Source organism: Holdemanella sp. DFI.5.55 (assembly GCF_020593575.1).
Classification (GTDB): Bacteria; Bacillota_I; Bacilli_A; order Erysipelotrichales; family Erysipelotrichaceae; genus Holdemanella; species Holdemanella hominis.
Genome location: NZ_JAJDMK010000050.1, coordinates 1 through 17,572, shown reverse-complemented (window position 1 = coordinate 17,572; position 17,572 = coordinate 1). Strand labels below are relative to the sequence as shown.

The 17,572-nt window shown below is 28.5% G+C and carries 18 protein-coding genes; 5 read left to right on the top strand and 13 right to left on the bottom strand.

Annotated elements, in window-relative coordinates; all coding sequences use genetic code 11:
• Positions 1 to 329 precede the first annotated feature (329 nt).
• From LJE08_RS09685 to LJE08_RS09655, 7 genes are all read right to left on the bottom strand, one after another.
• Positions 330 to 497 (bottom strand): hypothetical protein, encoded by a 168-nt coding sequence (locus LJE08_RS09685; RefSeq protein WP_227403059.1) that lies wholly within the window; start codon positions 495 to 497, stop codon positions 330 to 332.
• A 112-nt stretch (positions 498 to 609) separates the two neighbouring features.
• Complete coding sequence (locus LJE08_RS09680) at positions 610 to 777, bottom strand: hypothetical protein (RefSeq protein ID WP_227403058.1); 168 nt, start codon at positions 775 to 777, stop codon at positions 610 to 612.
• Between the two features lie 195 nt (positions 778 to 972).
• Positions 973 to 2,172, bottom strand: coding sequence for an MFS transporter (locus tag LJE08_RS09675; RefSeq protein ID WP_227403057.1), 1,200 nt, complete (start codon positions 2,170 to 2,172; stop codon positions 973 to 975).
• Between the two features lie 108 nt (positions 2,173 to 2,280).
• Positions 2,281 to 2,919 (bottom strand): DUF2087 domain-containing protein, encoded by a 639-nt coding sequence (locus tag LJE08_RS09670; protein WP_227403056.1) that lies wholly within the window; start codon positions 2,917 to 2,919, stop codon positions 2,281 to 2,283.
• A gap of 233 nt (positions 2,920 to 3,152) precedes the next feature.
• Positions 3,153 to 3,884, bottom strand: coding sequence for a DUF2087 domain-containing protein (locus tag LJE08_RS09665; RefSeq protein WP_227403055.1), 732 nt, complete (start codon positions 3,882 to 3,884; stop codon positions 3,153 to 3,155).
• A 210-nt stretch (positions 3,885 to 4,094) separates the two neighbouring features.
• Positions 4,095 to 4,391, bottom strand: coding sequence for a hypothetical protein (locus LJE08_RS09660; protein ID WP_227403054.1), 297 nt, complete (start codon positions 4,389 to 4,391; stop codon positions 4,095 to 4,097).
• A gap of 34 nt (positions 4,392 to 4,425) precedes the next feature.
• Positions 4,426 to 4,875, bottom strand: coding sequence for a hypothetical protein (locus LJE08_RS09655; RefSeq protein ID WP_227403053.1), 450 nt, complete (start codon positions 4,873 to 4,875; stop codon positions 4,426 to 4,428).
• A gap of 28 nt (positions 4,876 to 4,903) precedes the next feature.
• Here LJE08_RS09655 and LJE08_RS09650 point away from each other — a divergent pair, with 28 nt between their 5' ends.
• A complete protein-coding gene (locus LJE08_RS09650; RefSeq protein WP_227403052.1) occupies positions 4,904 to 5,329 on the top strand; it encodes a hypothetical protein in 426 nt (141 codons plus the stop codon).
• A gap of 68 nt (positions 5,330 to 5,397) precedes the next feature.
• On the opposite strand, the gene LJE08_RS09645 is transcribed toward LJE08_RS09650, so the two are convergent.
• Positions 5,398 to 5,718 carry a hypothetical protein gene (locus tag LJE08_RS09645; protein WP_227403051.1) on the bottom strand — a complete coding sequence of 107 codons (321 nt, stop codon included), beginning with the start codon at positions 5,716 to 5,718 and terminating at the stop codon, positions 5,398 to 5,400.
• Positions 5,719 to 5,734: 16 nt separating this feature from the next.
• Positions 5,735 to 6,073: a hypothetical protein gene (locus LJE08_RS09640; protein ID WP_227403050.1), complete on the bottom strand. Its 339-nt coding sequence runs from the start codon at positions 6,071 to 6,073 to the stop codon at positions 5,735 to 5,737.
• Between the two features lie 140 nt (positions 6,074 to 6,213).
• Between LJE08_RS09640 and LJE08_RS09635 the strand changes: the two genes are divergently transcribed.
• Together LJE08_RS09635 and LJE08_RS09630 are read left to right on the top strand one after the other, a co-directional pair.
• Positions 6,214 to 6,576 (top strand): BlaI/MecI/CopY family transcriptional regulator, encoded by a 363-nt coding sequence (locus LJE08_RS09635; protein ID WP_227403049.1) that lies wholly within the window; start codon positions 6,214 to 6,216, stop codon positions 6,574 to 6,576.
• A 173-nt stretch (positions 6,577 to 6,749) separates the two neighbouring features.
• A complete protein-coding gene (locus LJE08_RS09630) occupies positions 6,750 to 7,796 on the top strand; it encodes a M56 family metallopeptidase (protein ID WP_227403048.1) in 1,047 nt (348 codons plus the stop codon).
• 444 nt (positions 7,797 to 8,240) lie between these two features.
• Here LJE08_RS09630 and LJE08_RS09625 read toward each other — a convergent pair whose 3' ends face one another.
• The gene (locus LJE08_RS09625; RefSeq protein WP_227403047.1) at positions 8,241 to 9,404 is read right to left on the bottom strand and encodes an MFS transporter; all 1,164 of its coding nucleotides are present in this window, start codon (positions 9,402 to 9,404) and stop codon (positions 8,241 to 8,243) included.
• Between the two features lie 501 nt (positions 9,405 to 9,905).
• Between LJE08_RS09625 and LJE08_RS09620 the strand changes: the two genes are divergently transcribed.
• A complete protein-coding gene (locus LJE08_RS09620) occupies positions 9,906 to 11,126 on the top strand; it encodes a helix-turn-helix domain-containing protein (RefSeq protein ID WP_227403046.1) in 1,221 nt (406 codons plus the stop codon).
• Between the two features lie 179 nt (positions 11,127 to 11,305).
• On the opposite strand, the gene LJE08_RS09615 is transcribed toward LJE08_RS09620, so the two are convergent.
• The 3 genes from LJE08_RS09615 to LJE08_RS09605 all read right to left on the bottom strand — a co-directional run bounded on the left by LJE08_RS09615 (position 11,306) and on the right by LJE08_RS09605 (position 15,893).
• Positions 11,306 to 12,925 (bottom strand): ABC transporter ATP-binding protein, encoded by a 1,620-nt coding sequence (locus tag LJE08_RS09615; RefSeq protein WP_227403045.1) that lies wholly within the window; start codon positions 12,923 to 12,925, stop codon positions 11,306 to 11,308.
• 133 nt (positions 12,926 to 13,058) lie between these two features.
• Positions 13,059 to 14,168 (bottom strand): helix-turn-helix domain-containing protein, encoded by a 1,110-nt coding sequence (locus LJE08_RS09610; protein ID WP_227403044.1) that lies wholly within the window; start codon positions 14,166 to 14,168, stop codon positions 13,059 to 13,061.
• Between the two features lie 93 nt (positions 14,169 to 14,261).
• Entirely contained in the window at positions 14,262 to 15,893 is a 1,632-nt protein-coding gene (locus tag LJE08_RS09605) for an ABC transporter ATP-binding protein (RefSeq protein WP_227403043.1), read from the bottom strand.
• A gap of 145 nt (positions 15,894 to 16,038) precedes the next feature.
• Here LJE08_RS09605 and LJE08_RS09600 point away from each other — a divergent pair, with 145 nt between their 5' ends.
• Positions 16,039 to 17,301 carry a hypothetical protein gene (locus tag LJE08_RS09600; RefSeq protein ID WP_227403042.1) on the top strand — a complete coding sequence of 421 codons (1,263 nt, stop codon included), beginning with the start codon at positions 16,039 to 16,041 and terminating at the stop codon, positions 17,299 to 17,301.
• Positions 17,302 to 17,572 lie beyond the last annotated feature (271 nt).

Genomic DNA, 17,572 nt, shown 5'->3' with positions numbered 1-17,572 from the left:
CCTTTGTACAAGGATATAGTACCTGTTATATTGACGATATCGATGTCTATTTAGTACATGGGGTCGTTAGATGGGTACTCACATTATTTTATATTCCAAATCTTTTATGTATATTCTGCACTCATTTTGGAGTCACTGTGAGTGCATATTGAGTACAAGCGTGCATAACCAAACACCAGGTTCTCTTGCGATTTCTGATTTATGTACCTTAATACTGCCTACCTTCTGCAATCTTATCAATATAAAAGATCATTTAAGGACCTATTTCTACATTGTTGTTTACTTTCATGTTGATTAACACTTATGTACTTACTTGTAAACCTCAAAGATTATATCAAAGTGTAATCAGAAATGTACATTCTTAAATGAGCAAGCCGACTGTACATTTTTAAGCTACCATTTAAGTATTCTTCCACATCCATAGATACAATCCTTTTGTTTCCAAATAGTAATACATTATCATATAAAGAATCTAGTTCTGGTTTATATACTAACATCAATATTCTATAGACAATACTGTAAGATATGGATTGAATAAAATGAATTGATGTATCCAACTAAATTTGTTTCATCAATCACAGCATGAACGACCGTGAACAAAAATTAAGCTCAATCTGGAATATATCTTCTCATTTTTACTGCAGCAATTTCATCTGACAGCTTAATATAACCTGCTTCTATAGAGTTTGAAATAATTTTTGAAACTAATGACTTTCTATTTTCTTGAATTCCAAATCTTTCTCTTAGAACACTATTTGATACTTCAATATCGTTCACATAACAATAACACGTTCTTATTCTATCTGTTTTAGGCCATTCATTTAAATCTTTACACCAATAAAGTTTAGTTCTTGTAAAATCTTCAGCTGTTTCTACTTTTGGTACTTAAATTTTTAATTCATTCCCCATTCGATCAAAGTCACTACCCTGTTCTTCACAAATTCCAATAATCCTAAAAAATCTATGTTTATATCAAATCTTCACATTTTTTATATCCCTTCTCATAATGTATAAATATATAAACATAATTATTCCGTTCATTAAATATGCCCCATCCCCTCCAAATAGCTCGCACATTATTCCTGCTATAAAAGTTCCTAGTGGTACAGCTATATTTGAAAACAATGTCATTATAGAAAAAAATTGGGTTTGCTGATCTATCTCCACATTTTTTTGAAAATAGCCGATCATAGGAACATTAACCAGTGTAGAAGAATAGCCTGAAAGCAAACAAAGAATTATATAAATCGTGAAAAATATCATTGGTTGACCTCTTAAAAAAAGTGAAAGTATTCCTGTTACAATCATAATTATCGATTGAGTATAAAATGCATAAAGAATGTTACTCTTTTTCTTAAATATACTCATACAAGCACCTGCAGTAATCACTCCTATGCTTACGGCTGTACTAGTTAAGCCAAATAAACTATCAGAAAATTTATAAATCACTTTTATAATCGCAGGTGCAAATACATTTTCAGTTGGTGCTACTAAAAAATTCAAAATCATAAAAGTCAAAAATAATAACATAATATTTGAATTACTCTTTATATACACTAATCCTTCATATATGTCTTTTATCTTATTCTTTTTTTGTATAGAAGGTCCACATTTATCAATATACTTTAAATGTAACAACATCAAAAAACAAAGAGCAAAAGACAAAATATTTATTCCAACAACCACAGAAAAACCACCTTTTGAATATATTACAGTTCCCAAGGTTGGTCCTAATAATGCTGCAAAATTATCAAGTACACTTTTCAAACTATTTATCTCATCTATATCCTTTTTTTCAAACAAAATTGGAAAAGCACTTTGAGAAGAAATATTAAATATAGCAACATTGATTTTCTCAAGCATTGTCAAAATCATAAATAAAATAAATGACGACGAGAAAAATTGCTCATTGATAAAGACCATAACAAAAATTACAACTGATATAACATTCGATGCTAGCATGGTATGCTTTAAATTTTTATTTTTTAGGAAGCTTCCAATAAAAGGCAACAAAACCACCATTGGTATCTGAACCAGTGTAAAAAAAGCACCCGTTATCATTAAAGATTCAAATTTTTCTAATAAATATAAAGGAATGCAAATATTATATATACTATTCCCAATTAAATTAACAAATCTTGATATTAAATACCTTTTTTCATTATTCAACATAATCCCCCCTTTATGCAGAAAGAGAATCAAACAGTGCCCGCTATCTATCTATATATATATTTTGTATGTGACCCACATACTTCTCGTTCTGCAGTAATTTTGTTATCTTCAATCATTCTTTAATACTATAAGCCCCAAATTTAACATACGTAAAAATATTACATCATCTATATCAGCTACGTTATTCAACACAGAGATTTCTGAGTTGATTTTTACTGTATTTTCTGTCATTGTATTTTTTACTATAAATTGCTTTTCTACAATAGGTGCATAAAAATTAAAATTGGATAATTTAAACATACTTTTATTTAAACGTATTTCTGTTTTATCAAAAATCACTAATTTTGAATTCAAATAAAAATGCAAATCAAATTTTAAAATTTCATTTATAACTCCAAATTCAACTGGAATCCTTGTGCTTTCTGTAAAAGAATCAATAATGAACCTATATATTTCATCTTTATTTGGAATATCTAAAACTTCATAATAGTTGTTTTTCCAATATACATATCCATTCATATCTCGATATAAAAAGTTAAAATCTACTAGATATCGTCTTAATAATGGAAAATCATCATAGACTCCCTTTAGTATCCGATTTACTTCACTCTCTCTATAAAATACATTGCTTTCAAAATGATCAATTACCAAATTTAGAATCTCTATCTTATCTTTATTCTTATGTGGTATTATTCTAAGCTTTGAATTTGTTTCATCGCAAAAAAAACGGCAAATTTCTTTTTTCATAAGCACTCACCTTTCGCAAACTATTATATAGTTTGTTTTACTATTTTACAACATTTAATTATTTTGTTTTGTTTTTAATCCAAATCACTTTTCAAAGAAAAAAAAGGCATAGCCGGCACAATAGTAATTTTGTGCTAGTTATGCTTAAAAAATATATGAATCAATACAACTTATAAGAACTATTTTATGTAGATTTCAATATCATCTTTTTGTGATTCTTTAACATCAATTCATCAGACACATTTATTATATATTTTTCCAAATGCATCTCTAGTAAAAAAGCCATATTCGATTAAACTTCTTCTTAAAGATGCATAATCCTCATAAATATTTTTCAACACATCATTTAATTCAGTTTCAGAATATTTACTTTTAGTTAATTGTTGACATATCAATCTTAAAACAATTATTTTGTACTTTTCTTTTCTTGGTATTATCTTTAGTTTTAAAGGATTCAGTGATTCAAAAAAATCCTGTTTCACTTTTTCTTCATCTTCTATTGTCGCAATATACCTTTCATCAACTTGTTTTGCTGTATTATGTATATTCAAAAAAGAATCATCTGGTTTTTGGTTTAAATTTTTCATTATTGCCAGATAAATTTTACTTTGCTTTTCTTTTTCTCTCATTGTAAATCTTTGATATCGTATAGTAGATTCCTTCAAATTTAAATTACTGGCAATCTGTTTATCAGAATAGCCTTTATTAATCATATTTATCAGATTCACTTGATGTTCTGACAGTCCATTTTCTTTTTTCGACAAACTCAAAAGCATATTCAAACTTGATTCATGTTCAATCGCAATATGTAATTTTATCATTCCTAAAGCTGTATAAAACTTATTATTATAATTATAAACTTCCTCTTTATAAGTTTTAAAATCACAATATATGCATTCATACGTAAATTCTGTTTCAATATATCCATTTGCAATTTGATCTATAGTTAAATCTGTCAATTCCATGTTTTATTACCTTCATCTTATATTACATCTTACAATCAGTATACCATAACGTTTATCATAAGTAATATTAACTAATCAAATAAAGAGCATATGCCAACAACCCACCACAGCATTGAAAATAAAGATATTTCCCTGATTTATATTATCTTATCCCCTGTTCATACAGCATTTATCTATCATTAATTAAAACTTGAGTAAAACATCATTTATTCAAACTCTTTGTTTATCCATATTCAGATGTTTTTCTAACTGTTTATTATACTCTCTATACTTTGATAAACATTTTCTTATATAGTCTAGACTCTTGATCTGACTTCTTAATACTTTAATATTCGGCGTTAGTGCTTTTGCTTCTTTAGATAGTTTTGCCTTGGCAATTAGATCCTTTTCTTTGTAGGATCTGGAATATAAGTGCTTTCTTTGTGCCAGTAATCCATTCATCTGTTTATCTAGTAAGTCTACATAGGATTCTAGTTTTTCTAATGTATCAATATCATTTTTTGCCATGATCGTTGTTGCATTTGTGATAAGATCGAGCTTTCTACATTCTTTTCGTATTTTTTGAAAGTTTTATTTTCGTTGCAGAATAATTCGGAAGAATACCTAACAACACTTGAAATTTGACTACTTCTTTCATAAAACCTTTAAACATTCCACTTTTATATTGTCCATAAATACGATCTGCATCTTTTTGTTTGTAAACGATCTTTAATGGAACATATCTAACTTCTTCTTTTTCTATTCTCTGTTCAATACAATCCAAAGAATATCTTTGTCCCAGCAACAACAATGGTATTGGCTTATCATAATTAGGATGAACTACGCAGTCCAGTCCTTCCACTTCTTCAAATGAATATCCTTCCAGCTTCATGTCTTGAACAAAATCTTTGACTGTAAATGCACGTATGCAGGCAGCATCTATGTCTTTTTTTATTTCTCGAATATAGCTCCTAGCCGAATGGCTAAACGGATACAATTCTGTTCCTGACACAATATTAACAGTCACGGATATCGGCAATATGATCAGCCAACTGTTCGAAATTGACGGCCTTTCATTTCAGGTAGAAGCTGAAATGAGTCATAGTTCTTCTAAAGACAAAAGTGAATGTATTCATCCTAAAGTAACTTTTACATTGTTGAATAATGATGCTCTTGGCGACAATCTAATTTCCTATTTATATGAGATGCAATCCATATGTTTTGATTACTCAAACCACTTGATTTCAGAAGAAGAATCTTTAAACAAGAAATCACAGATATATGAGAAATATATGATTCCAATCTCATTTAAAAAATACAGAGGAACATCAGAAAAAGAAATGATGGAAACACAGGTAATGGCGCTACAAAAAGAATTGAATGACGAGAAAGAATCAAACAACTCCGAAGAAAAATTCACAGTTATCACAGGTAACATCAATAATCTTAACGACAAAAACGAATAAGGATTCAAAAAAAAAAAAAAATATACCATACATATCATGTGTATGGTATTTTACATAGCTAACCTAAATTATTGATCGTCAGACTCTACCTGTCGGCTTTCTAAGATTTCCTTTGCTTCTTTAACAGTAATTGCACTTGAATCCGTTTCACTATTCAAGTAGATCTCTTCATTCCCATTTTGTAAGTAAGCTTCTCCACCTAGAAAGCCATCCCCTAATGGAATCACTTTTTCATCATCATCACATCCAGGAAAATAGCCTACATTCTCATTTGCTTCATTCACTTTTTCAACATTGACCGGTTCTTCACTCGATCTTGCAAAAGCGGGATAAGCCGAAACAGCAACTAAACCAATAAACAAAGGAATTAATAATCGAATCTTTTTCATTGTTTCACTCCCTCCATTAATCTTCATCCTCTAAATATGATGCTTTTTCAATTTCTTTTGCCTGCTTCACTGTGATAATTCGATCCCCATCCTGTAAATCAGATTTATCCGCATCTGAACCATCTTCATTAAGTAAATAGCCACCACCTTTTACTAGAATAATATGCTGACTATTCTTTAATCCTTTAAATTTAAAATCCACATATTGTTGAGCCTGTATCTCTGAATCAGCATCAACATTTATAGTAGGACTTTCCACTTGGATAGGTTCATGATAACTTGCTGCAAATGCTTTAAAGGTACAAAATCCTACAACAGCAGATAAACATAAAATATACATCGCTCTCTTTTTCATAAGTCTTTTACTCCTTCTTTTTTGCGAAAACGTTTTCCTATCTTCATTATATTCCGATTGTATATTTTTGCAAGTGTTTCGTATTTAAATTTATATTGCGTATTTTTAAAACAATGTTAAAATTATATTGGGTGATAATTATGATACAACTAACAAAAAAAGAAAGAAGTGTTATGGACATTCTATGGGACAGTCACATTGAGATGTCAGCAAGTGAAATTAGAGAAACCTCTAATGAAGAATTAAGTATTTACACGATCCAACAAGCTTTGCGCCATTTATTAGAAGTACATTTTATTGAAGTATACGACATTGCCTTCAACAACAAATCTCTAACACGTAAGTATAAGCCACTCGTATCACAAGCTGAATATGTAGATTCTTTTATCAACAATGATACAAGACTTCAATTAGCCAGTAACTTTGTCAATAATACGGATGATTTAGAAGAATTAGAAAAGCTTCAAAAACTCATCGAGAAAAAATTAAGAGCATTAAAATGACATTTTCTCTGACTTCATTCTTCTCCGGATTATGCAGTGTTACTTTATTCATAATGTGTTTTGGATTCATACTACAACATAAAAAGGCATATGAATACTTTCGTACAGATGCACTCTTATTAATCATATGTCTGATTTTTATTCGCTTACTGTTTCCGTTTGAACATAAACATATGATCTATATTCCAATCCAAAAAGTAATGAATCCGCTTTTGGATTTCTTCAATCAAACACATGTAGTAAAGCTCTTGATCTTATTGTGGCTTATAGGAAGCGCAATCTTTTTAATCTACTTCACAAAAGACTATATTCATACAGAATATATCTACAAAAAAATAATGAAACAAAGTCAAATTGTTGGATATAGACAATCTTATCCTGTATACAAATCGAATTTGATCTATGGACCTTGTGTGATTGGATTACACAAAACTATTTTGTTTCCTGAAATTGACTATTCAGAATCGGATATAAATTCAATCCTCGCGCATGAAAGTTACCATATCAAGAAGAATCACAATCTAATCAAAGGCGTATTAAATATTATTTGTTGCATGTACTGGTGGTTTATCCCCATATATTTCTTCAAAAAATATATTTTCCTATATTTAGAAATGAAAACTGATGATTCTATAATCCAAAATCTTGATGAAAAAGAGAGCTTTGCCTATATGCAGACTCTGATTCAAATTCAGAAGCAATGCTCTCAGAAATCATTCACGTCCTATATTTCTTCAAATGGATTTATTCTTAATTACCGAATTCATTACATGATGAGAGGTTTACACAAAAAGAAAACAAATGCTTTTATTTTGGTTTCAACTATATTGGTCTGTTTCTTATCTACCTTTATAAACATTTCTGGATATTATACAAATACTGAGTTAACAGAAAATACATTTGAAATCACAAATTCAAATGCGTATATATTCGAAAACAAAAACAATCCTCCATCCTTATTACTTTATTTAGATAATCAATATATCTTAGGTGGATATACCAACTTAAAAGAAATACAAGACGAACAAAAACTACCAACATACAAAGACCTTGGAAAAACCCGAAACATTCAATCAATCACAAATACACAGAATACAGTCATCAAGAATTCAAAACAAACTACTTACCGATGGAAATATAAATTAGAAGATGGTTATGTGTACAGAAGGCTGTATAATGCATGTAAAAACACTTGGGTATCCGATTGGATGTCAGCCTGAAATTTATAGCGAAGATTACCACAGTCTTCGTTTTTTTATTAAAATTCACATGGATTTCTACCCGTGAATTATCGGTTCCCGATAATTCATTCAATAAATTGTGTACTCATTTTGTACTTACGGCCAAAAACAGCATATAAAAAATACCTTATATAAAGTACTTTTGATGTTTATTGAATTATTCAAACTCGATTTTGTATACTTTTAAATCCATACAACATATGCATTATATGGTCATTTACACAATTACTTCCTGTATTATTTTATATTCCTGATCTTTTACGTATATTTTGTACTCATTTTGGAGTCACTGTGAGTACATATTGAGTACAAGCATTTTAATATCTAGCACTATCACCATTAAAGAATGGGAGTGAATCAGCCTAACACAATAAAATATGCAATGGTCAAAAAATTATCATAGATCCGTTGTTTAAAGAAAAATCATATTTTTTTGGCCAATATAGAAGTTATAAATAACAAACTTAAACAAATCATTCCGCAACACAAAAATGTTGTAGAAAATCCATATATATCAGAAAAATGTCCAACCAATGGAGAAATAAGCATGCCTGTTATAGCAATCAATAAACTACGTAAAGAGAGAATCGTACCACGATTTGTATCTTCTATACTTTTTTGAAGACATGAATTGTATGAAATATTATTAATGCTCATTAAACTTGCACAACAAACATAAAGTAGCCAGGATAATAATATATGTCCTTGAAAAATAGACATTATTATAAATAAAGTTACTATAATAAAAGGCAGTTTTCTAACACTAAAGTCATATCCTAGTTTTGAATTAATTTTTTGAGCACAAATTCCAAATACCGATTGTGAGAACATTACACAACTGAACATAAAACCAATTACGTTTTCAGTGATGTTATGTGACTTTAGTAATACAGAATAATAATCCTCATAAGGAAGGAAGCATATTGCTAAAATTGCAGGTAACAGAATCAAATATATAACTTTGTAATTTAAAAAATCAAAACCACGAAAAAATCGAAAACACTCTTTAGGTTCTTTTATCTGATTGTTATTGAACATCCGTGTTTCTTTAAATATAAATATAAAAATAAAGCATATAATTTGTATAGCGATATCAAAGTAGAATACAGTAGCATAGCTATATCTAGCCAAAAAGCCACCAATTATACTAGACAATCCGATACTACAATAGAACAATATTTTATCGATGCCCATATAGTAATCCATTTTATCTGGAAAACATTTTAAAATAGACTCACTAAAAATACAGTCAGCAGTTCCGGATAAAAACGCAAAAGAGATTCCTCGAATGATAGAAATCAATAAAAAGGAGTTATATGAACGTGTAATAAGAGTAGAGATCAAAAAAACAATTAGTGAAACCTGTCCAATATAAGCACATGTTTTTCTACCATATTTATCAGAAAAAACACCACTTGGAACTTCAAAAATAAGTTTTGAAATCTGATACACTGAAATAATAAATCCAATTTGTGTTAAAGACATATTTTGTTGCTTAAGAAAAAGCGCATAAATAAAGCTTAATGGTGATAAATTCGTTAAAAAATCAAAGATTAAGAATAAATATATATTTCTTTTATACTCCATATGCATTTTCCTCCAATAAATTCTTTATAAACAATTCTATTAGGTTAATAATTTCTTTTTGGCTTGATTGATTGTTTTCAATGGCAACCACTACCACATGTTGGTTTAAGTAACATGATTTACATATATAATCATTCGTATAATATGCTACTTCAGCATTCTATCAATCATTTCACTGTTAATATTTTTAAAATATTTTCCGATATCAATCCTATTTATACACGTTTTAAATCAATATTTCAAGAATTATTTCCGTATTTATACTTTTTAAATTATTTTCAAATCAGTAAAAAAAGCGCTAATGGCATAAAACTAATAATACCTTTCAATTTTATAAGTATTAAAAATGACTTTTTGCTTATGACAAACGACTCTTTTGAACATTTCAAAAAAACAATAGTTTTTCATTGATAGTAAAATATTGAAATTAAATTTTTTGAAAAGCGGATCTATGATAAAATCGAATATATATTATAAATATTTTTTTGGAGATGAATATATATGGTAAATTACGGTAAATATATAAAAATTAATCGATATCTACAGAAAAAATCAATCTCAGAATTATGCGATGGAATATGTACCCCTTCAACATTGAGTAAAATAGAAAATAACAAAAGTAATATTAATCCTAAGATTATCAATCAAATATTAGAAAGATTGAGCAATATCAATATTGATATTTTAGAAGCAAATACAAATCGTCTTAAGCCTTTAAAAGAGTTATTTATACAAAGACTTATGTTAAATTTGGATAGATCAGATTTAATGGCAAAAATAGAGAAGGAGCAATCTAATTATCTTCATTCGGAATATATTCTCTTTTTCTATATTGCAAAACTCTTTTCTAACTTTGATTTATATCATATAAATAATCAAGATATTGATGAGGAAATCTTAGATTTGATAAGCGAAGTGATTGAGTTTGGAGATTTTAATGAGTTGTATTTTTATAATTTATTAAAGATTATAAGATACAAGAATACCAATAATAGACTCAGAGATTTTGAAAAAATTATTGATGGAGACAGATATGGATGGTTGAACTATTTTTATTGTGATATCTTATTTCATAATGGGAACATAAACGAAGCTTATATGGGCACAAAAAAATGTTATGAATTGGCCTGTGAAAACTGTAACATTAATCTAATGTATGGCTGTCTTCTTCTCTTGGGACTATGTTCTTTGGAATTAAGTAATACTAATGAGTCTGTAAAGTATTTTAAAAAGCTTGAAAATCTTGCTCCATTTATGAAATATGATATTAATTTTGTCATCAATTATAACTTGGGAGCAACTATGCTCGAAAAGAAAAATATAGAAAAAGCAAAATATTATTTAGAAGCATTAGAAGCAGATAAGTACGCTTTTTCGATTAGCTCTTTTTTTGTAGTTCATAAACTTGGATATTTATATACCGAATTAAAAGAATATGAAAAAGCAAATTATTATATTAATTGGATAAATGAATTCACCTCAAAACAAGATAGTAAAATATCAAATCTTTTAAAGAAGATATCGAATTCATTAGCCATCAAGTTAAAAGAGCCTGATTATTTAAGTAATAAAGAATACCAAGAAGATATTGAGTTTATTTTTCAAAATAGCCAAAATATATTTTCATATGGATTTCAGAAATTTTATCTAGCTGATCTAGAGGAAGTATATTTAATTCAAAGAAGATATAAGGAGCTTTATTATATATATAAAAACAGATAAAAGTCATGTGCATCAATCATTACCAAAGCTTTAATTTTTTTATAATTTTGGTAATGATTTTTATGTTTCTGAATTAATAAATATTCCATGGTGGCATAGTCAACACGGAATATTCAGGTAGCAGGTAGATACCTGAGATGAATTTAAATACGATTTAAAATAAATGACACTTATTCTTCTTAAAAGATACTATTTATATATTCTTCTACATCCATAGATACAATCTTTTTGTTTTCAAACAGTAAGACTTTATCGTATAAAGAAACTGTTTCTTTTGTTACTTTATGTTCAATAGATAGTACTGTAAGATCTGGATTGGATAAAATGAATTGATGTATTCGATCTGAATTTGCTTTATCGATTGCAGAAAAAGCTTCATCCAAGAAAAGCCATTTTTTATTTCTATATATCGCTCTTGCCAAACAAATACGTTGCTTCTCTCCACCGCTTAAATTCAAATGTTCAAAATCAAGATTGTCTCTTTCCTTATCAAATATTGATTCTAAATTAAATATAGTTACTAAATCTTTCAAGGAATATTTACTCATTTTCCTTCCTAAAGTAATATTTTGTTCAAAGGAAAACGGTAATAAGTCATTTTTTTGATTCACATAAGAAAACTTTTCGGCATATGTGCTAAATTGAACATCCTTCAAATCCTTATCGTTCACATAAATGCCATCTGCTTTCTTCTGCTTTGTTAAAATGTCTAAAAACGTACTCTTACCATCTCCACTTTTTCCAATGACTAAATACTTTTTTCCCTGATTTATTACCAAATTATTTAAATCCAATATTAGACGAGCACCATAAGAATAACTTAAATGCTTAATCTTAATGTCATGAATTTGTTCATCAAAAACAATTGGCTTATTTTCTTCATAGCACATTGAATTATCCAACAGTTTTTGTAGAACTGGCTTAGAAGATTGAATCATGTTTCGAAGATTTGCATAATTAACGATTGGCATGATCACCATATTACTAGCTTGTGCAATTCCTAATAATTGTCCAACTGTTAATCGATTATAATGTATTAATACAATGCCAAAGAGCAATGTCAAAAAAAACATGGCTTGAGAAATAAAAGAATTTATAGAAGTAAGTATTTTTATAAATCCATTATTTTTTAGAGTACTTTGTTCTAAATTCTTATTCTCAATGTCCAGATTGTCACAAAATACTTTTTCCAAATTTAAAACCTTTATATCATTAAAACAGCGACACAGATTTTTAATAGAACAAAGCCATTGCTTCATTGAAGCCAAATAATTCATTTGATTCTTCTTTAAACGATTCTTAAAAATACTATTTATAAAAATCGTTATAAAAGCACAAAGGAGCAGAAACATTAATATTTCTACACTTAGATTTGCGATATATAGACTTCCCAATATCAATGAAATGGTTAATGAGAACACATTTAATTTTGAAGAAACATAATTATCAATTACCACATTCACTTCATTATTAAATTCATTCAATATTTCACTGCTATCCTTTTTTTGAAATGATTCTATATTCCTGGAAGCATACGATTGATACAAATTTTTATTTAAACTATAACGTATTTTATTCTTCAACACCTCCACTACATATTGTTGCAAAGAGGAAACAATTAAATAGACACCTAAAAATACCAATACGATCACTATAAGGCTTGAAATTGAATCTAGAAGATGATCATCAAATATATAGCTCATTAAGATTGATTTCAATAGATCCACTACTGAATATGAAACAATGAGAATAAGCGAAATAAAATATAATACTTTATGATTCTGAACAAGTTTAAACATAAATAACCCCCTTTTCCTTAGGGTTATTATTTTTCAAGACAAAAGAAAAGACAAGAAACAGTCATTGAGAAATAAATGGGTTTCTTGTCTTTATTAAGTTCAATTTATCGTGTGATCTTGCACAAAACTAATATTAAATAAAATTATTTGCGACACAAATCTCTTTATATTTATGCAAATATTCACAATTTTTTATGAATAAAAATTTAAATAAAGAAGAATCATTTTTTAATTCTTTTAATCGATTCCGATAGTCTACATTCAATTGATAATCCTCATTTAGCATCATAGAGAAAACATCAATATACTTAGAATCATCCAATTCTTTGATTAATCTTTTTGCGTCGTGTATATTCTCTTTTAGAATTGCATATACAAATAAAGCCTCTTTATATTTGACTGCAAAGTTGACCGCAAAAAAGTCATCCGTACATGATTTTAATCCTTTCTTTAAATATTGATTCCCCTTTTCCATACAATACTTATGCTGTATCATAGTTGCTCCTAGATTAAAAAAAGCCAACATTTTATATTGTGAGTCATACTGAGCCGCACTTGTATAATATTTTTCAGCCTGATTTAAATCTATATCAAGACAAAGCCATCCTAATGAGCAAAGAATTTCCGCAATCAATTTTTTATTTCCTAATTCAATCGCATAATTTAAACATGTTTTATACAGATCGTATGCCGCAAAAGTATTTTTTTGATACGCACATAGATTGGCTTTGGCCTTCAACCTTCGTATAAATATCCATTCCTCATTATCAGATAGTTCCATATTTCCAGAAGATAATCTAAACAAATTAAAATATTCTCTTTGCGAATCATCCATGTATGAATAATACGCTTCCACTTCAGCAAGTGATATATTGATTTGAGAATTCATTTCGGAAGCATACAGTAAAAACAATTGATATTGAACAAATAAGCAGGATGACACAACCTCATCTTTATATTCCAACAATTCATCCATTACCTTAAATATTTTTGAATCCGATGACATATAGTATTTAAAGAAAAGATCCAACATCTGTTTAATTTTTTCTTCTTTAATTGTATCCATCGTAGAAATCCCTAATTTTTTAAACAACAAATTGTATATATCATCATTTGCGACCAAGATATTATTTTCAATTTTAGAAAGGTATGAAGGAGAACAAACCCCATGTGATAAAGCTTCTAATGATATGTCTAACTCTTTTCGTTGTTTCTTAATCAATAATCCTCTGTAATCATTCATGCACTGCCCACCTACTAATTCCAAAAAGTAATTCATTATTTGTTCCTAATTATATCACGAATTGAACCTCATCACTGAATGTTGAAAGAGGTTCTAAATACGTCCCTTGTTTTTTAGGCTATAGAAGTACTCTTTATTTTTCATAAGTTCTTCAAATGATCCCTGTTCAACAATCCGTCCTTGTTTAAATACAAGGATACAATCAAACTTCTTAAGTGTTTCGTCAAAATATTTATGTGTTACATATAATACAGTTTCTTCTTTTAAATCCAATATTCGATTTTCAATTTCGATGGCCGTCTGTGCATCTAGACTTGCTGTTATTTCATCACACAAAAGCACCTCTTTTAAATGTGCGATTGTACGAGCAATTCCTATTCGTTGAATTTGCCCACCAGAAAGATTACTTCCATCCTCACAAATATTCTGGTCTAATTTAAATTCTGGTAAATCTACAAATTCCATACATTTCAACAGTGTTTCATCTGTTTGTACAAGCTCCATATTCAAGTTATTTCGAATCGTGTCATCAAATATATGACTTTCCTGATGAATCATAGAAACATTCTTAGAATCCAAAACACTCACATTTCCTTTTTGAACTGGATAATATCCTAAAATCAATTTTAAAATTGTAGATTTTCCGGACCCACTCGGACCAACAATCGCATACTTTTTCCCCTTTTCAAATTTGAAAGATAAATCATCAATAATCATCTTACTTTCAGTATAGCCAAAAGATACATGTTCCAAATAGATATTTCCATCATAGTTCGATACAAACTTATTTGCCTGTCCATGAGAATCGATAATATTCAGTAATTTCGAATTCACGTCCGACACCGACTTAAATCCAGCAAGATTGCTTGAAATATCATTTAAATTCGAAATAAAATTATTAGAAACATTTACAATTGGCATCATATATATCATATCTAAATGTCCATATAATATCATCAATCCAATCAGCAACATGAAAATCAATTGAAAAGTGGCCGCAATACAATTAGCCCAGTTTCCCGTCAAAGATATTGCCATATTTACATTTCTTTGTTTATATTCCATGTTTTCAATCCATTCTTTCCCTTTATCAACGAACTGTTTTAGAACGCCCAAATCCAATATGATATCGAAATTTTGAAATATCTCCTTTAATTTTGAATTATATATACCTGAATAAGAAGACAATTGGTTCGAATACTTTTTCAATCTTTTTTCCATCATCTTCGGCACAAAAAGTGTTGCTACTGCAATCAAAACCATCATGAGTCCTACAAATACATGAATGCGAAGAATGTATATTAAAATAATAACAGACACAATGATATCGACAATCATACTTAATATTGGATAAAAGTAATATTCATCTACCATTTTTATATCATTAGTAAATAGAGATAACTGATTTCCAATCTTCTCTTTTTTAAACGTAGAATACGATTGATTCATCAAACTAGAATAGAGATCTTCACCCAAATCTGTTTTTAATTTTTTCCTATAAGTTGACTTCATTATTGAATTAGCAGAAGTCGTCATCAATGTATACACAAGAAATAAAACACTTGCAAAAAGGCATGTACCTGCTTTTTCAAAATGATTATTAAATGCAACATCCGATATTAATTGGATTACATACGCCAAAAATAAAGGTACGACACCCGCAAATAAACTAGTACACAGTGTCCCTATAAAATATTTTTTATTTCTCAATATATATCGGCACATTCTCTTCCATCCCCTACTTAGTTTAATAGTATATACCTATCACATCCCGTTATCTTTCTTTTTTAACATTTTATTTCAACAATTGATTCTTCTACGCAAATATAAAAAATGTTAAAATTAAGTAAATTATGAAGTGAGGAATACTATGCATTATTTAAAGATCAATGATTCCGATAAGAAGAAAATTGGATATCTAATCCATGTATATCGAACTCAACAATTTAAACATCTATCACAAAATTCTTTTTTGTTAAATGAGTATAATGAGCCAATATGCACTCGACAAACACTTAGTAAAATAGAACAGGGGGTTATTATTAAAAACGATTCTATTTATGAAGAATTACTAAAAAAGGTGAATCTAAAATTTAATACGGATTATTGTATTGAAGAATTCCTGCCAACTTCCATTTTTTCTGATTTATTAAATGCTTGCGATTATTATAATTTAGAAAAGCTTATATCCATCTCTGAATCCTATGTAAAACAATTAAATCCATTCAAAGAATACATTTTCTTTCATGAATACTACGAGTGTTTCAAATGGATCTACACCTATTATTCCTCATTTGAACTTCCGACTCTTCAAAGCACTGAATATATTATTTCCCTAAAAAACATTATCAATTCTAACCTCTATGAAGTCATGATGGATCTAGTTTTTAAGAAACGAACAATTAGTGGTATTTATGATTTTTCCTACTTTGATTTTAAAAATTCAAACAGCATGATTAATCGTGGAAACCATATGATGATTTTATATAATCAATCCAAATTGTCTGAAATGCTTGATTATTGTCAAGATTTAGAAGAGGAATATTACATTAAAAACAATTACATTCGTCTTCTCGACATTTATTCTCTAAAAGGATTTGCCTTTTCAAATACAGAAAAAGAAAAATTTGAAAAATTAGTTTCTCAAATAAATCATACAGTAGAAGCACACAATTCAAACATACCTAAAATTAAAACATCTCAACTTCTAAAAAATATCGGTCTACAAGCCTTTAGAATTGATATGTACGATATAGCCATAAATTATTTTGAACAATATATAGCTATGGATTCACCTTATGCGAATATTGTAGGTATCGATTTATGCATTTCTTATCAAAAGACAAATAAAATCAATCAACTTAAATCCTTTATACAATCCAAAGAAGTATACAAAGGTGATAGCCAATACGAAAATCTTTTGAACTACTTCATTTTGAAATATAAATATCAAACCGACAATGATGAACTATCCTATTTTATAGTGAATAAAGTACCCATTATAATCGATAATACTATGGGGAAATATAAACAATTCTTTTATGAAGAACTAAGTATGCTTGTCGAACAAACCAAGCGTTATAAAGACTTGAAAACATATTTAGATTCAACCAGTGATATGTTGCCAATTTGAAAAAGCGGAAATCGAACGAGTAATTATTTATCAAACTAATAATAATATTAGATATAAAATACACATTCAATTTCTCATCAGGAACATGCTCTCTATATTATTGGTATCATTTTGGTAGCAAAATAGCCTATAACCGAATAAAAAGTGCCTTATATAAGGCACTTTTATTCATTTTACGCTTTTGGCTTTAGCTGGTTGAGTACGAAGTACGAAACAACAAAACCACCTGCTATGCGGGTGGTATCAAAAAAATGTTATACAAAATAATCAC

Coding starts and splice junctions, on each gene's coding strand:
- LJE08_RS09685 (WP_227403059.1), bottom strand. CDS start 497: ATGTTAGTATATAAACCAGAACTAGATTCTTTATATGATAATGTATTA.
- LJE08_RS09675 (WP_227403057.1), bottom strand. CDS start 2,172: ATGTTGAATAATGAAAAAAGGTATTTAATATCAAGATTTGTTAATTTA.
- LJE08_RS09670 (WP_227403056.1), bottom strand. CDS start 2,919: ATGAAAAAAGAAATTTGCCGTTTTTTTTGCGATGAAACAAATTCAAAG.
- LJE08_RS09665 (WP_227403055.1), bottom strand. CDS start 3,884: ATGGAATTGACAGATTTAACTATAGATCAAATTGCAAATGGATATATT.
- LJE08_RS09660 (WP_227403054.1), bottom strand. CDS start 4,391: ATGGCAAAAAATGATATTGATACATTAGAAAAACTAGAATCCTATGTA.
- LJE08_RS09650 (WP_227403052.1), top strand. CDS start 4,904: ATGATCAGCCAACTGTTCGAAATTGACGGCCTTTCATTTCAGGTAGAA.
- LJE08_RS09645 (WP_227403051.1), bottom strand. CDS start 5,718: ATGAAAAAGATTCGATTATTAATTCCTTTGTTTATTGGTTTAGTTGCT.
- LJE08_RS09640 (WP_227403050.1), bottom strand. CDS start 6,073: ATGAAAAAGAGAGCGATGTATATTTTATGTTTATCTGCTGTTGTAGGA.
- LJE08_RS09635 (WP_227403049.1), top strand. CDS start 6,214: ATGATACAACTAACAAAAAAAGAAAGAAGTGTTATGGACATTCTATGG.
- LJE08_RS09630 (WP_227403048.1), top strand. CDS start 6,750: ATGATCTATATTCCAATCCAAAAAGTAATGAATCCGCTTTTGGATTTC.
- LJE08_RS09625 (WP_227403047.1), bottom strand. CDS start 9,404: ATGGAGTATAAAAGAAATATATATTTATTCTTAATCTTTGATTTTTTA.
- LJE08_RS09620 (WP_227403046.1), top strand. CDS start 9,906: ATGGTAAATTACGGTAAATATATAAAAATTAATCGATATCTACAGAAA.
- LJE08_RS09615 (WP_227403045.1), bottom strand. CDS start 12,925: ATGTTTAAACTTGTTCAGAATCATAAAGTATTATATTTTATTTCGCTT.
- LJE08_RS09610 (WP_227403044.1), bottom strand. CDS start 14,168: ATGAATGATTACAGAGGATTATTGATTAAGAAACAACGAAAAGAGTTA.
- LJE08_RS09605 (WP_227403043.1), bottom strand. CDS start 15,893: ATGTGCCGATATATATTGAGAAATAAAAAATATTTTATAGGGACACTG.
- LJE08_RS09600 (WP_227403042.1), top strand. CDS start 16,039: ATGCATTATTTAAAGATCAATGATTCCGATAAGAAGAAAATTGGATAT.